Below are 15,021 nucleotides of genomic sequence, written 5' to 3'. Positions count from 1 at the left end.
TGCCCGCCAAGAGCCCGCCCGTGTCCTTGAGCCCCTCCTACAGCCGTTCCGAACAACTGCGCGCCGTCTGGCCCTGGCTGCCGCTGTGGGCCGCCGTGGCGCTGCTGGCGATCTTCTCGCACGGGCCGATGCCGCTGTATTCCACCCGCACCCTGGCGGTGGCCTGGGAGATGTGGAACCAGGGCCACTGGCTGGTGCCGCACATCAACGGCCAGCCATACAGCGAGAAGGCGCCGCTGCTGTTCTGGCTGATCCATGCCGGCTGGTTCGTGTTCGGCGTCAGCGACGCATGGCCGCGCGTGCTCGAGGTGCTGGTCGGCGGCGCGCAGCTGGTGCTGGCCTCGCTGCTGGCGCGACGGCTGTTCCCCGCCCGGCCGTGGATGGCCAAGGCGACCCCGTGGATGCTGCTGGCGTTCGGCTACGCGTTCCTGTTCGGCCTGCAGATCATGTACGACGTGCTGCTGGCCACCTGGGCGCTGGCCGCCCTGCTGTGCCTGGCCCCGAAGGCGCACCGTGCCGAGCCGCGCTGGCTGCTGTTCGGCCTGTGCGTGGGCCTGGGGCTGCTGACCAAGGGGCCGGTGATGCTGCTGCACGTGGCGTTTCCATGGCTGCTCGGCCCGCTGTGGAACGACTGGGCCGAGCAGCACCGCGCGCGTTGGTACGGCCGCGGCGTGCTGGCGCTGCTGCTCGGCGGCACGATGCTGCTGGCGTGGGCGCTGCCGGCCGGGCTCTCCGGCGGCGAGGCGTACCGGCAGCGGCTGTTTTTCACCCAGACCGCCGGTCGCGTGGTCGACAAGCTGGCCGCCGGCAAGGACCTGCAGAACCACGCCGAGCCGTTCTGGTTCTACCTGCTGTGGCTGCCGCTGATGCTGTTCCCGTTCAGCGGCTGGCCGCGCATCTGGGTAGCCGTGGCCGGCCTGCGCCGGCCGCTGGAGCCGGGCCTGCGTTTCGCGCTGTGCTGGCTGCTGCCAACCCTCGTGGTGTTCTCGCTGATCAGCGGCAAGCAGCTGTACTACCCGCTGCCGGAACTCGCCGGCGCCGCGCTGCTGATGGCCGCTGCGATCGCCGTGCTGCGCGAGCGCCGGCCACAACTGGCCTGCAACGGCTGGCTCGGCACCTGGCCGCTGGGCGTGGGCGGCATCGGCTTCGCCGTGGCGCTGTTCGTGCTGCCGCTGCTGGTGGCGGGCAACCGCCTGCACGGCGAGTGGGTCGACTCCGCGGCGCCGTACAGCCGTTACTTCAGCGTGGTGTTCCTGTTGCTCGGCGGCCTGCTGCTGTTGCGCGGCCGCGGCGAGCTGCGCCGGCTGGCGGTGGCCGCACTGATCGGCGTGCTCGCGCTCAACGCGCTGTTCACGCTGACCCTGTGGCCACGTTACGACCTGCGCCCGATCGCCCACCTGCTCGGCGCCGCCGAACAGGCTGGCCACCCGCTCGGCTATACCGGCAACTACGAAGGCCAGTTCCATTTCGAGGGCCGGCTGACCCGGCCGATCAGCGAACTGTTCGGTGACCAGGCCATCCAGGATTTTGCCCACGCCCACCCGGACGGCGTGATCGTGCTGCACGAGCACCGGCCGGACGCGAACGACCTGCGTTATGCCCTGCTGGCGCAGCCGTTCCGCTCCTCCTGGCTGGTGGTCTGGCCCGCCGTCTCGCTGGCCGACCTGCGCAGCGGCCACACCCCGCCCGAACCCGCGCAGCCGACCCGGATCTACCCGGCCGACGCCTGGCGCTACCGCAGCTGGCCATGAGCGCGAACCTGATCGCCAGCCTGCGCCAGCAGTGCGGCGGCCCGCGTGATGGCGCGCTGCTGCGTTTCTCGCTGGGCAGCGCGCTGCTGGCCGATGGCGACGCCGGAGCGGCGATCGACGAACTGCGCCACGCCGTCGGTTTCGACCCGGCGTACTCGGCGGCGTGGAAGTTGCTCGGTAAAGCCTGCCTGGCCCAGGGCGACGAGGCAGCAGCCGCAGAAGCCTGGCGCAGCGGCATCGCCGCCGCCATGCAACGCGGCGACAAGCAGGCCGAGAAGGAGATGGGCGTGTTCCTGCGCCGGCTGGACAAACCCCGACCCTAGAAAACTGGCGTAGGGCGGGCAGTGCCTGCCGCTCCTGGCCCTGGTTCTTCGCCGGGCCGGCGGGCAGTGCCCGCCCTACGCAGCTGGAAAAGCCCTGGTCACAGCTGGCCCTGCTCGCGATCGTACGGGCTGACCAGGCCATCCGCCGAGTAGCGCTTGTACTGCCACTGGTACTGCGCGAAGGCCTGCTCCACACAGTCCTGCACGCCCCGGTTGAGAGCGGCGCAGGCCGTATCGAGGTCGGCGTCGGCCAGCCCGTCCGGCGCGGGCAGCAAGTGGATGCGATAGCCGGCGCCGCGCGGCAGGCGCTCGGCGAACGCGTACAGCACGGTGGCGCCGGTGCGCGCGGCCAGCCGCGGCAGCAGCACCATGGTCAGCGCCGCGCGGCCAAAGAACGGCGCGATCTGGCCCTCGCCTGCGCGCGGCTTCTGGTCCGGCAGGATGCCGACCGTGCCGCCGGCGGCCAGCCGCTTGTACAGCGTGCGCACGCCGGCGCCGTCGGCGCGCACCTGCTCGGGCGCCAGCGCGCCGCGCACCTTGCGCAGCAGGTCCTCGATCGCGGCGATCCGCGGCGGCCGGTACAGGATCGCCATCGACGTCTTGCGGCACAGCCAGTAGTTCAGCAGCTCCCAGCAGCCCAGGTGTGGCGCGGCGATGATCACGCCGTTGCCCGCCGCCAGCGCCGCGTCCAGCAATGCCTCGCCGCGCACCTCGCGCACCAGGGTCAGCGCGCGCCCGGCGCCGGCGCCCCAGACCTTGACGATCTCGCTGGCCGACTTGCCGCTCTCGGCCATCACCTCGCGCAGCAGCGCGGCCTGCGCCCTGTCGTCCAGCTGCGGGCGCGCGATCGCCAGGTTCGCCGCGGTGTTGTGTACCGTGCGGCCGCCACGCCACAGCAGCAACCGTCCCAGGACGGCGCCCAGGCCATGCAGCGTGCGCAGCGGCAGTAGCGCCAGCAGGCGCAGCAGCAGGTAGATGAGGTACATGTCGATACGCATCCGCGCAGTTTACGGGAGGCGGCTGCGCTGCAAGCGCGCCGATGCCGGCGACCGGCCATCTTTCACCGACCGCGGCGGCACCGTAAGCTGGGCACCCCGCTACCGCCGTGCGTCCATGATTGCCCTGATCCAGCGCGTACTGTCCGCCAGCGTCAGTGTCGGCGACGAAACGGTCGGCGCGATCGGCCCCGGCCTGCTGGCGCTGGTGGCGGTGCAGCCCGACGACGGCGAGGCGCAGGCGAAACGCATGCTGGAACGCCTGCTCGGCTACCGCGTGTTCGCCGACGACCACGGCAAGATGAACCGCTCGCTCGCCGATACCGGCGGCGGCCTGCTGCTGGTCAGCCAGTTCACCCTGGCCGCCGACACCCGTTCCGGCATGCGCCCCAGCTTCACCCGGGCGGCACCGCCCGAGCACGGCCGGCGCTGGTTCGAGCGGCTGCTGGAACTGGCCCGCGCCGCGCACCCCGGGGTGGAAACCGGGCGTTTCGGCGCCCATATGGTGGTCGGGCTGGTGAACGACGGTCCGGTGACCTTCTGGCTCGATACCGGCTGAACGGCGAGTGATGTGCCTCGACCGGACCGAGCCCGGCGGGGCACGGCAACACCGCGATCTGGCGCGATTTTTGCGTGTCCTCCCTCGACTTTTTCCACTTGAAATCTGGTCAAAAAAGCAGCACATCGCTATAATGTCCGGTTCTTGAACCTTGCGGCGGTCGGTGAATGAATAGCAAAGCTCCCCACGAGCAACAGTCTGAAATCAAGGCGCTCATCTCCAAGGGCCTGGAGCAGGGCTACCTGACCTACGCCGAGATCAACGACCACCTGCCCGACGACATCGTCGACCCGGAGCAGATCGAAGACATCATGGCGGTGCTCAAGGGCGTCGGCATCGAAGTGCACGACGCCGCGCCGGACACCGACCCGCTGGCCGACAAGGCCGGCAGCAGCACCGACGATGAGGCCGCCGCCGAGGAAGCCGTGGCGCTGCTCTCCGCGGTGGATTCCGAGGTGGGCCGCACCACCGACCCGGTGCGCATGTACATGCGCGAGATGGGCACGGTCGAGCTGCTCACCCGCGAGGGCGAGATCGCCATCGCCAAGCGCATCGAGGAAGGCCTGGGCCAGGTGCAGACCGCGCTGGCCAGCTTCCCGCTGACCATCGAGCTGCTGCTGGAGGAATACGACCAGCACCTGGACGGCAAGCGCCGCCTCAGCGAGATTCTGGCCGGCTTCCTCGATCTGGAGGAAGCCGCCGACCTCGCCCGCAAGGAAAAGGAAGCCGCTGCGCTGCTGGCGCCCGAGCCCGAAGTCGGTGAGGACGACGCCGATACCGACGACGAGGAAACCGCCACCGAGGACGAGGAAGAAGCCGGCCCCAGCGGCCCCGACCCGGAAGAGGTCAAGCGTCGCATGGAGCTGCTGCGCGAGCACTACGCCAAGTTCCAGAAGGCCGCGCCGAAAGCCGCCAGCATCACCGACAAGAAGATCGTCAAGCTGCGCGACCAGATGGCCGAGGAGTTCCTCAAGCTCAAGCTGCCCAGCGCGCTGATCGACGGCTTCGTGCGCAAGCTGCGCGAGGTGGTCAACGACATCCGTCACCACGAGCGCGTGCTGATGGACATCTTCGTCAAGCAGGTGAAGATGCCCAAGGCCGAGTTCATCAAGGCGTTCCCCAGCAACGAGGGCAACCTAGAGTGGGTGGCCGAGCTCAGCCGCAAGCGCCAGAAATGGTCGCCAAACATCAAGGTCCACCGCGAGGCGATCGACGCCGAGCAGGAGAAGCTCGCCGCGATCGAACGCAAGCTGTTCCTGCCGCTGATCGACATCAAGGACATCAACCGCGCCATGGCCAGCGGCGAGGCGAAGGCACGCCGTGCCAAGAAGGAGATGGTCGAGGCGAACCTGCGCCTGGTGATCTCGATCGCCAAGAAGTACACCAACCGCGGCCTGCAATTCCTCGACCTGATCCAGGAAGGCAACATCGGCCTGATGAAGGCGGTGGACAAGTTCGAATACCGCCGCGGCTACAAGTTCTCGACCTACGCCACCTGGTGGATCCGCCAGGCGATCACCCGCTCGATCGCCGACCAGGCGCGCACCATCCGCATCCCGGTGCACATGATCGAGACGATCAACAAGTTGAACCGCATCTCCCGCCAGATGCTGCAGCAGTTCGGCCGCGAGGCCACGCCGGAGGAACTGGCCAAGGAAATGGACATGCCGGAGGACAAGATCCGCAAGGTGCTGAAGATCGCCAAGGAACCGATCTCGATGGAAACTCCGATCGGCGACGACGAGGATTCCCACCTGGGCGACTTCATCGAGGACGGCAACGCCAGCTCGCCGATCGACTCGGCGACCGAGACCGGCCTGATGGAAACCGTGCGCGACGTGCTCGCCGGGCTCACCCCGCGGGAAGCGAAGGTGCTGCGCATGCGCTTCGGCATCGACATGAACACCGACCACACCCTGGAGGAAGTCGGCAAGCAGTTCGACGTCACGCGTGAGCGGATCCGCCAGATCGAGGCGAAGGCACTGCGCAAGCTGCGCCATCCCAGCCGCTCGGAACAGCTGCGCTCGTTCCTCGACGTCGAGTAGGCGCCGGTCTCCTGCGATGCTTCTTTCAACGGCCGCTTATGCGGCCGTTGTCTTTTCTGGAACCGCGGTTTGTCGTGGCCATTCCGGGGTTATGTTCTTCCGCATGGCAATTGGCGCACAGCAAGATGCATTTGGCCAGCTCGTCCTCGACTTCGGCCATGCTCCGATTCGAGAGCGCGCGCATGTCAAGGTTGAACGATTTGTGTGCGGGGTTGCGATGATGCCAAGTCAACGCTGCAAGATTCGCGCGATAACCACACCGCACGCAGCATCCCCCCGCTGCTTCCACCAGTTGTCGCTTTCGCAGCAGGCCGCGTGACTGCTGGCTGGAATAGCTTTGGTGCCGATGATTGGTGTCCCAGTTCTTGCAAACGCGAGAACAGAATCGGCGCTGCCTGCCCGTCAGGATGGTGTCGCACACAACGCAAGAAAGTTTGGATTTCATCACAAAAGCATAATCCAAAGTCGGCGTATGGAGTGGCTTTGTGTACGGCCGTTGCTACCATAGGCGTACGGGCCTATAGCTCAATGGTTAGAGCAGGGGACTCATCGAAAGGTGCCGCCATGCAGGAATGCATGGACGGGAACGGGATGAATTCAGGGAAACCTCAGCGGCGCACGCGCGGCCGGTGGCAACCCTGAGCCAAGCCATCGGTACACCGATGGAAGGTGCAGAGACTACCTGGGGGCTTCAGCGCCCTTGATCACAGGCTAGAGCGTCCCGCACCCCATCCGCCTCGCGGGGCGAAGGGTGAAGAGATAGTCCGCGCCGAAGGGAAACCTCCGGAACACGCGAATCCCTTGGTTCCAGGTTCGAGTCCTGGTGGGCCCACCAAGACATGCGCATCGCAGCAACTGTTGTGCTGGAAACCATAAAGTGGCCGCTTTGGCCACTTTATGATCTCGTTGAAAGCATAAAGTGGCCATCCGTTACGCAGAAACACCAGATGTTTGGCGACTGGAAGCGGCCGCTTTTCCAGAAGTAGAAGTTCGAGGTGATTGCACGGTATTCGCTGTGACGGGGAGCTTCCGGTTGGATACTGGCGACGTCGATTGCCCTCGCCGGCACTGGTCCCATTCCCCAGCACGGTACGTACCGGTCAGTGCGCCCCGCGTGCCGCGGCGTCAGGTGTAGCGCAGGATGGCAGCGGCCTGTATCCGTCCAGGTCGGCAAGGAACGCCTGTGCACCGTCCGGGCTCAGGCGCAGCGCATCGCCATGGCTGCCGTTGGCCACCGCGTGGTAGAACACGGTCTTGCCGGCCTCGCAGATCTGCCGGTAGTAGGCCTGCGTGCCGCGCGGGTCGACCAGCCGGTCTGCGCTGCCCTGGATCAGCATCACCGGCACCGTCGGCGACATGTGTTCGATGGCCTGGCGGTCGAGATAGGCCTGCAGGGGCTTCAGGTCGACGCCGGGTTTGAACACGCTGGCCGGGCTCTCGTGGACTTCCTGGCGCAGTTCCGACAAGCAGCGGCTGCGCGCCAGCGCCATCAAGGGCTGCATGTCCGGGCTGACCAACTGGTCGGCATGCAGCGAGGGATCGGCCGTCTGCGCGCCTTCCAGCATGATCGGGAAGAACACCGCGACGCCGACCGGCGGGTGCGGATGCGCCAGCAGGTATTGCGTGATCGTCGCGTAGCTGTAGCCACCCGGCGCGATCGCGATTGCGCCGCGCAGCTTGTATTCCGGCGCGTCGGCCTGACCATGCGCAGCCACTTCCAGCGCCGCCGCGCCGCCCTGGCTGTGGCCCATAACGAGCCAGTTGGGGCTGAACGCTTGCGGGCGCAGCTTGTGCAAGGCGCGCACCGCATCGTCCACGGTGTGCAGCTGGCTGATGGCGTCCATGTAGGGATGGCCACCCGGCGTGCCCAGCCCCTGGTAGTCGGTGGCGGCCACCGCATAGCCCTGGGCCAGCCACCAGTCCAGTGCGCCTTCCATCTGTTGCTGGTAATCGTGCACCGGGCCGCCGGGGAAATCGCCCGACGGCGCGCAGATGTCGGCGATGCCGGTGGTGCCATGCGCCCAGGCCAGCACCGGCCAGCCGCCGAAGGGCGGCTGGCCCTTGGGCAGCAGCACATAGCCTGACACCACGATGGGCTCGCCCTGCACGCCGCGGCTGCGGTAGGTGATCAGGTAGCGCTCGCCCGCGTGCGCGAGCACCGTCGGCACCGGCGTGGCCTCGGCCGACAGCAGGGAACCCGGGCTGGCTGCGGCGACCGGTACCGCCGTCCCGCCGGCAGCCCGGGCCGGCAGCGGCGCGGCGACGACCAGGGTGGCGGCCAGCGCGGCCGCCCCCCACCAGCGATACATGCTCATCATGGCTGTGCACTCCTCTGCCGAGATCCAACTGGCTGCCGTACGGTGCGCACCGGTCGCGGCCTGCGACCGGCGGCAACGCCTCAGGTCCCGAAATACTCTTGCCTCACCGTGCGCTTCAGCAGCTTGCCGCTCGGGCTTCGCGGCAGCGGCCCGCCGTGGATGAACACCTCGCGCGGCACCTTGTACGCTGCCAGGTGCGCTGCCACGTGGCCGCGCACCTGCTCGGTCGAAAGCGGCGCGCCCTCCCGCGCCACGACCACAGCCACCACCGCCTCGCCGGTGGCTTCGTCGGGCTGCGCGAACACCACCGCCTCCTGGATCTGCGGATGCTGCAGCAGACAGGACTCGACCTCGGCCGAGGCGATCTTCTCGCCGTTGCGGTTGATGACGTCCTTGATCCGATCCACCACATGCAGGAAGCCGTCCGCATCGATAAAGCCGATGTCGCCGGTGCGCAACCAGCCGTCGTCGGTCAACGCCTGCGCGGTCGCCTGCGGGTTGCGCCAGTAGCCGTCCATCACGCAGACGCCGCGCAACCAGAGCTCACCGGCCTCGCCCGGTGGCAGCGCCGCACCGTCGAGGTCGACCACGCGCAATTCCACGATCGGCGACAGGCAGCCGGAGCTCGTGGGCCGCCGGAAAAACAGCGCGCCCGCCGCGGCCGCGCCGACGCCGTTGCTCTCGGTCATGCCGAAGCCGATGCCCGACAACGAATCGGGCCGGCGTGCCAGCACGTCGTCGATCACCCGCTGCGGCAGGCCGGCGCCGCCGAAGCCTAGGCCGGCCAGCGTCGCGGTGGCCGCCTCGAAGCCCGGCTCAGCGAGCAGTTGCATCACCATCGCTGGCGCGCCGTTGAACTGGGTGATGCGCTCGGCGCGGATCAGCTCGAGCGCGCGCGCGCTGTCCCAGCGGCGCATGAACACCAACCGGCGGCCGCCGCGCAGCGAGGCCAGCAGCTGCGCGTGCAGCCCGCTGACGTGGAACAGCGGCACCGCGGTCAGCGTGGTCGGCGGCAGGCCGCTCTGCATCAGCTTCTCGACCGCGGCAGGCGAGGTCAGCGCGGAGTACGCGCCGATGTATTCGATGTTGTGCATCGCCTGGCACACCGCGCGCTGGCTGGACAGCACGGCCTTGGCCTGGCTGCTGGCGCCCGAGGTGAACAGGATCAGCGCCGGATCGTCGGGGGCCAGCGCCGGCGTTCGCGCCTGCGGGCCGCCCGGAGCCGTCAGGGTGGCGAAATCCCGCGCGCCGTCGCCGGGCACGGGCGCGTCCTGGACCAGCACGTCGACGATGCCCAGCGCGGCCAAGTCGTCCGCGATGCGCTGACGCCGCTCACCATCGCAGAACAGCAGTGCTGGTTCCACTTCGCGCAGCGCCGCCAGCAGTTCGTCGCGCAGGCCGAAACTGTTCAGCGGCACCGGCACCGCGCCGACCAGCGCGATCGCCGCGAAGGCCACGACCCACTCCGGCCGATTGCGCATCGCGATCGCGACACGCTGGCCCGGCCCGACGCCCAGTTCGGCCTGCAGGCGCCCAGCCAGCGCGTCGGCTGCGGCGAAGAAGCGGGCGAAGCTCCAGCGCTCGCCTTCGCAGATCAGGAATTCCTTGTCGCCGTGCACGCGGCCGGCGTCGAGCAGCGCCGGCAGCGTGGCGAACGCCCGGCGGTACACCTTGAGCCGGCGCCCGCCGTGCTCGACCTCGGTCAGCTCGAACGGCGCGCCCGGCGCGGTGAGCTGCGTCGCGCAACGTGCAGCCTGCTGCAGCAGTTCGGCGGTGGTCGACATCTAGAACCCCTTCAGTCGCGCATAGCGGTCGCGATGGAAGACACCGTCACCCATCGCCTGCTGGATAACCCGGGCCCGCTTCACGAACAGGCCCAGGTCGAATTCGTCGGTGACACCGATGCCGCCATGCAGCTGCATCGCCTCGTTCAGTACGTGCCCGCACAGGTCGGAGGCGCGCGCCTTGGCCAGGCTCGCCAGCAAGGGCAGCACGGCATCACCCGCGTCGATCGCCTCGAAGGCCGCGCGCACGCAGCTTTCGAGCAGCTCGATCTCGCAGTACAGCCGCGCCACGCGATGCTGCAGCGCCTGGAACGACCCGATCGGCGCGTCGAACTGCACGCGTTCCTTCATGTAGGCGACGGTGCGCTCGAAGGCCTCGCGCAGCAGCCCCAGCGCCTCGGCGGCGAGGCAGGCGCGAGCGCGGTCGAGCACGCCGTCAAGCGCGGGCCACGCTTCGTCCACCGCGCCGAGCAGGGCGTCGCCCGGCACACGCACCTGCGCCAGGCGCACGCGCGCGGCATTGCGGCTGTCGACCATGCACGTGCGCGCCACGTCCACGCCGGGCAAGCCGGCATCGACGACGAACAGGCTCAGGCCCGCGGCCTCGCCGGCATGGCCGGCGCTGCGCGCCAGCACCAGCAGCTGCTGCGCACCGACGCCGTCGATCACGAACCACTTCTCGCCGTCAAGCAGCCAGTCCGCGCCGTCACGGCGCGCACTCGTGCGCACCTGCAGCGGATCGTGGCGGGCGCCCTCCTCCAGAGCCAGTGCGAATCGGCAGCTGCCATCGATGATGCCGGGAAGAAAACGCCGCCGCTGAGCCTCGTCGCCCAGGCGCAGCAAGGCGCCGCCGCCGAGCACCACGGAGGACAGCAGCGGCAGCGCCGCCAGTGTGCGGCCGGAGTATTCGAACACCGAGGCCAGGCCCTGCCAGCCGAAATCGAGACCGCCGTAGGCTTCGGGGAACACCGCCGCGGTCCAGCCCATCCCGGCCACTTCGCGCCACAGCGAAGGCTCGAAGCCCAGTGCCTCGTCGCGGTCGCGCAGTGCACGCTGCAGCGCCACCGGTGAGCGCTCCGCGAGGAACTCGTGTGCGCTGTCGCGCAACTGGCCCTGTTCTTCGTTCAGCAGCAGGCTCATGGCGCCACCTTCATCCCGGCAAGCCAAGCACGCGCTTGGCAATGATGTTGAGCTGGATCTCGCTGCTGCCGCCGGCGATGGTGTAGGTCTTGGCCAACAGCCAGCTGCGGCAGACCTCATGCTCGTCGCGGCTGAACTCCCCGCCCTCCCAGCCCAGGCCGCGCTGCCCCATCATCTGCACCAGCAGCTCGTACTTGGCCACCTCCTGCTCGCTCTGCACCAGCTTCATGATCGATGCGGGTCCGCTCACGTCGATGCGCGCCAGCGCCTCCTCGGTGACGCGGCGGTGGGTCAGCGCGAACGCCTGCGCGTCCATCAGCACACCTGCCAAGCGCGCGCGCAGATCGGGTTCGCGCAGCCGGCCGTCCTCGTCGTAGAGGTACGCCCTGCCCACGGCCAGTGGATCGTGCGAAGGCGCGCCGCCTTCGGTGAACTTGCTCATCGCCGCGCGCTCGTGCTGCAGCAACTGCTTGGCCAGCGTCCAGCCATCGTTGAACCGGCCGACCAGTTGCCGCCGCGGCACCCGCACGTTGTTGAAAAACACCTCGCAGAAGCTCGACTTGCCGCTGATCAGCTCGATCGGCTTGACCGTGATGCCCGGGCTCTTCATGTCGATCAGCACGAAGCTGATGCCCTGCTGCTTCTTCGCCGTCGGGTCGGTGCGTACCAGTGCATACATCCAGTCGGCATGGTCGCCGTAGCTGGTCCAGATCTTCGCTCCGTTGACCACGAAGTCGTCGCCGGCGAGTTCGGCGCGGGTCTTCAGGCTGGCCAGGTCCGAACCGGCGTTGGGCTCGGAGAAGCCCTGGCACCAGCGCACACGGCCCTGCGCCATCGGTACGAGGTGTTCGAGCTTCTGTTCGTGCGTGCCATGCGCAAGCAGCACGGGCGCCAGCATCCAGACGCCGAGGTTGTACTGTGGCTGGCGGCAGCCTAGGCGGCGCATCTCCTCTTCGAGCACGCGCACCTCGCGCGGATCCAGTCCGCCGCCGCCGTACTCGGCCGGCCACCCCGGCGCGAACCAGCCGCGCTCGCGCATGCGCTCGAACCACAGGCGCTGCTCCTCGCTGCAGAACGTGACTTGCGAGCCGCCCCAGACCATCTCTTCCGCCGTGATCGGCTGGCGCATCGCGGGCGGGCAGTTCGCTTCCAGCCACTGCCGCGTCTCGGTGCGGAAGCTTTCGATATCGCTCATGGGGGATTTCCCGTGGTGTGCCGCGGCTGCCCGCCTGCCTCGACCAGTTCGTAGCGGCGGATGCCGCCGTCGTCGAGCCGGTGCCGTGCCTCGCCCGCGTGGTACAGCCAGGACAGGTGGGCGATGGTTTCACCCAGCGCCAGCATGTCGTCGATCGCGCCGCGCCGGCGCGGAAACAGCTGCTGCATCGTCTCGAATGCACTGGCATGCCCGTGCGCGCGCAGAAGGTCGCGCAGAGTGTCCAGCTGCTGCTGGTGGTGCCGGGCGAGTTCGCGCGTGCGCAGGCGCAGGCCGCGGAACGCCTCCTGGTGCGAGGGCAGCACCAGCGTATCGGGCGCCAGCCGTTCGAGGCGCGCCAGCGAGGCCAGCCACAACGCCAGCGGATTGGCCTCCGGTTCGATGTCGCCGACCAGTACGTTGGAGGAGATGCGCGGCAGCAGCTGATCGCCAGCCAGCAGCAGGCCGCCCTCGGCGTCGTACAGGCAGGCATGCTCCGGCGAATGGCCCTCGCCGACCACCACGCGCCAGCGGCGCGCACCGATCGCGAGCTCGTCGCCATCGCGCAGGCGGTGGAACGACGGCGGCGCAGGCGCCATAAAACGATCGCGACGCACGTCGTCGAACAACTGTCGCACGCGCTCGGCGGACAAGCCCGCGCGCAGGTAGAAGCCCAACCGCGCTGGCGGCAGCGGATCGGGCGGCGGCTCGGCGTAGGTGCGCATCACGTAGTACTCGCCGAGCGTCATGTGCACCGGCACGCCGAAGCGCTCGGCGAACCAGTGCGCCACCCCGGCGTGGTCGTAATGCCAGTGCGTGCACACCAAGGCCTCGATCGGCAGCCCGTCCAGGTGGTGCGCGGCGATATGCTCCCACAGCTCGCGCGTGCGCTCCGCGTTCAGGCCGGTGTCGACCGCGGTCCAGCCGCGCTCGCCGCGCAGCAGGTAAACATTGATGTGATCGAGCGCCATCGGCATCGGCATGCGCGCCCACAGCACGCCAGGCGCGACCTCGACCACCGCTCCGTCCGCCGTTGGCGGCTGCAGCGGATAGGTCAGCGGCGCCGCGGCGCGCGGCGTGTGTCCGGTGGGTGCATGCTCAGCCATGCAGCACCCGCTGCAGCGCCGTCGGCGTCAGCGCCACATAGCTGCGTGCGCCGTCGTCGCGCACGTAAAGCGGGTCGGCGACCCACGCCGTGTCGAAGCCATCGCGCTGCAGGTCGACCTTGCGCAGCTTGTAGTTGCCGGTCATGTCGGCCGCGGGCGCCACACGCACGAACAGCGGCGCGGCATAGCGCGGCAGCCGCTGCATCGCCAGCGCCCAGAACGCGGTTGCATCAAAGGCGCGGCCGGGCTGCATCACCACCGCAGCCATGCCGGCGCGGCCTTCGTGGCCCGGCACCTGTACGCCGTAGACGGTGAGCGCCTCCATGCCGGGAAAATCGCCGAGCTGGTCGGCCACCTCGGCAGTGGAAACGTTCTCGCTGTTCCAGCGGAAGGTGTCGCCGATGCGGTCGACGAACCAGCAGTAGCCGTCCGCATCGCAGCGCAGCAGGTCGCCGGAAGACCACCAGGCGTCACCCTTGCGGAACACATTGCGCAGAATTTTCTGCTCGGTCGCCACGGCCGAGGTATAGCCCTCGAAACGGCCGGCGACCACGTCCGGCAGGTCGACGATCATGCCGATCGCCTCGCCCGGCTCGTCCACCGCCGCCAGCTGCAGGAAACCGTCCGGGCCGCGCGGGTGGCTACCGCTCTCAATGTCGTAGCGCACCAGGCGCAGATTGGTCTTGTCCCAGTACGGCACGCGCCCGCAGCTGCCGGCGCGGTTGTCGACGTTGATGACGTTGGCGTTGGCCTCGGTCGAGCCCCAGCCCTCGTAGATGTCCATGGTTCCGAAGCGGCGCACCCATTGCTCCCAGATCTCCGGCGCCAGCCCGGCGCCGACCATGATGCGCAGCGTATGCCGGCGATCCTCCGCACGCTCGGGTTCGGTGAGCAGGAAGCGGCAGATCTCGCCGACATATTGGCAAGCGGTGACGTCGTAGCGTCGCACGTCGGCCCAGAACTCGCTACGGCTGAACTTGCGGCGCAGCAGCAGGCTGGCGCCGGCGGTGATCGCGGTGGCCGCGGCCGACAGCGAGGCCGCGCCGTGGTAAAGCGGCAGAAAGGTGTAGAAGCAGTCGTCCGGGCCCAGCCCGATGGTGACCCGCATCACGTCGCCGGTGATCAGCCAGCGCGCATGGCTGATCACCGCCGCCTTGGGCAGCCCGGTGGTACCAGAGGTGAAGATGTAGACCGCCGGCCGGCCGGCGACCAGGCCGGCACGCCATGCGGCGGGCGGCGCGTCCGCGGCTGCCGTGGCTGCCGCGGCAGCCAGGTCCAGCGCGCACAGCGCGCGCTGCGCCGCCGTGGCGGGGCGCTCGGCGTCGGGCCACAGCCACAGCGGCGGCGTGGCCTGCAGATCCGCGAACAGGTGCAGACATTCCTCGCCGACCACCACGCGTGTGGCGCCGGTGGCTTCGAGCGCGTGCTCCAGCGGTTTGCCGTGGACATTGGTGTTGAGGAAGGCCGCCACCGCGCCCAGCTTGGCCAGGCCCAGCCAGACGTGGAAGAAGGCGGGACGGTTCTCCAGGCACATCGCGACCACGTCGCCGCAGCGCACGCCCTGCGCATGCAGGGCATGCGCAACGCGGTTCGCCTGGCGGTCAAGCCCGGCGTAGGACTGCCGTTCGCCGCCGTAGATCAGCGCGGTGCGCGCGCCGTGTTCGTGCGCGGCGGCCTCGAGCCGTTCGGCAATGCACTCGGCCTGCGAGGCGCGATGGCGCGCGGCGGCGGCGCTGCGCAGGTCCAGCTTGGCCTGGGTTGCCTCGCGTGACACCAGCGCTGGCGTCGCTGCCGCCCCGATTTCCCGG

Annotated in this window: 12 protein-coding genes; 4 read left to right on the top strand and 8 right to left on the bottom strand. The window is 69.0% G+C overall.

Going from position 1 to position 15,021, the window contains the following annotated elements:
• Positions 1–26 precede the first annotated feature (26 nt).
• Positions 27–1,751 carry an ArnT family glycosyltransferase gene (locus tag AC1Q5A_RS10095; RefSeq protein WP_492700663.1) on the top strand — a complete coding sequence of 575 codons (1,725 nt, stop codon included), beginning with the start codon at positions 27–29 and terminating at the stop codon, positions 1,749–1,751.
• Positions 1,748–2,074 (top strand): hypothetical protein, encoded by a 327-nt coding sequence (locus AC1Q5A_RS10090; protein ID WP_492700583.1) that lies wholly within the window; start codon positions 1,748–1,750, stop codon positions 2,072–2,074. Before AC1Q5A_RS10095 ends, AC1Q5A_RS10090 begins: the two co-directional genes overlap by 4 nt.
• A 98-nt stretch (positions 2,075–2,172) precedes the next feature.
• Here AC1Q5A_RS10090 and AC1Q5A_RS10085 read toward each other — a convergent pair whose 3' ends face one another.
• Positions 2,173–3,072 (bottom strand): LpxL/LpxP family acyltransferase, encoded by a 900-nt coding sequence (locus tag AC1Q5A_RS10085; RefSeq protein WP_492700582.1) that lies wholly within the window; start codon positions 3,070–3,072, stop codon positions 2,173–2,175.
• 115 nt (positions 3,073–3,187) lie between these two features.
• On the opposite strand from AC1Q5A_RS10085, the gene dtd reads away from it, so the two are divergent.
• Positions 3,188–3,628, top strand: coding sequence for a D-aminoacyl-tRNA deacylase (gene dtd / locus AC1Q5A_RS10080; protein WP_492700581.1), 441 nt, complete (start codon positions 3,188–3,190; stop codon positions 3,626–3,628).
• A gap of 167 nt (positions 3,629–3,795) precedes the next feature.
• A complete protein-coding gene (gene rpoD, locus AC1Q5A_RS10075; RefSeq protein WP_492700580.1) occupies positions 3,796–5,673 on the top strand; it encodes an RNA polymerase sigma factor RpoD in 1,878 nt (625 codons plus the stop codon).
• A gap of 25 nt (positions 5,674–5,698) precedes the next feature.
• Here rpoD and AC1Q5A_RS10070 read toward each other — a convergent pair whose 3' ends face one another.
• From AC1Q5A_RS10070 to AC1Q5A_RS10040, 7 genes are all read right to left on the bottom strand, one after another.
• Entirely contained in the window at positions 5,699–6,118 is a 420-nt protein-coding gene (locus tag AC1Q5A_RS10070) for a hypothetical protein (RefSeq protein ID WP_492700579.1), read from the bottom strand.
• 655 nt (positions 6,119–6,773) lie between these two features.
• A complete protein-coding gene (locus AC1Q5A_RS10065) occupies positions 6,774–7,991 on the bottom strand; it encodes an alpha/beta hydrolase family protein (RefSeq protein ID WP_492700578.1) in 1,218 nt (405 codons plus the stop codon).
• Positions 7,992–8,071: 80 nt separating this feature from the next.
• Complete coding sequence (locus tag AC1Q5A_RS10060) at positions 8,072–9,775, bottom strand: class I adenylate-forming enzyme family protein (protein WP_492700577.1); 1,704 nt, start codon at positions 9,773–9,775, stop codon at positions 8,072–8,074.
• A complete protein-coding gene (locus tag AC1Q5A_RS10055) occupies positions 9,776–10,915 on the bottom strand; it encodes an acyl-CoA dehydrogenase family protein (protein WP_492700576.1) in 1,140 nt (379 codons plus the stop codon). It abuts the gene before it with no gap.
• A gap of 10 nt (positions 10,916–10,925) precedes the next feature.
• Positions 10,926–12,110 (bottom strand): acyl-CoA dehydrogenase family protein, encoded by a 1,185-nt coding sequence (locus tag AC1Q5A_RS10050; RefSeq protein WP_492700575.1) that lies wholly within the window; start codon positions 12,108–12,110, stop codon positions 10,926–10,928.
• Complete coding sequence (locus AC1Q5A_RS10045; RefSeq protein WP_492700574.1) at positions 12,107–13,213, bottom strand: MBL fold metallo-hydrolase; 1,107 nt, start codon at positions 13,211–13,213, stop codon at positions 12,107–12,109. Before AC1Q5A_RS10045 ends, AC1Q5A_RS10050 begins: the two co-directional genes overlap by 4 nt.
• The gene (locus AC1Q5A_RS10040) at positions 13,206–14,987 is read right to left on the bottom strand and encodes a long-chain-acyl-CoA synthetase (protein WP_492700573.1); all 1,782 of its coding nucleotides are present in this window, start codon (positions 14,985–14,987) and stop codon (positions 13,206–13,208) included. Before AC1Q5A_RS10040 ends, AC1Q5A_RS10045 begins: the two co-directional genes overlap by 8 nt.
• Between the last annotated feature and the right edge of the window lie 34 nt (positions 14,988–15,021).

The sequence above is a fragment of the Rhodanobacter sp. GW835-FHT13D09 genome, from assembly GCF_058793995.1.
This window is presented reverse-complemented; position numbering and strand designations above follow the sequence as displayed.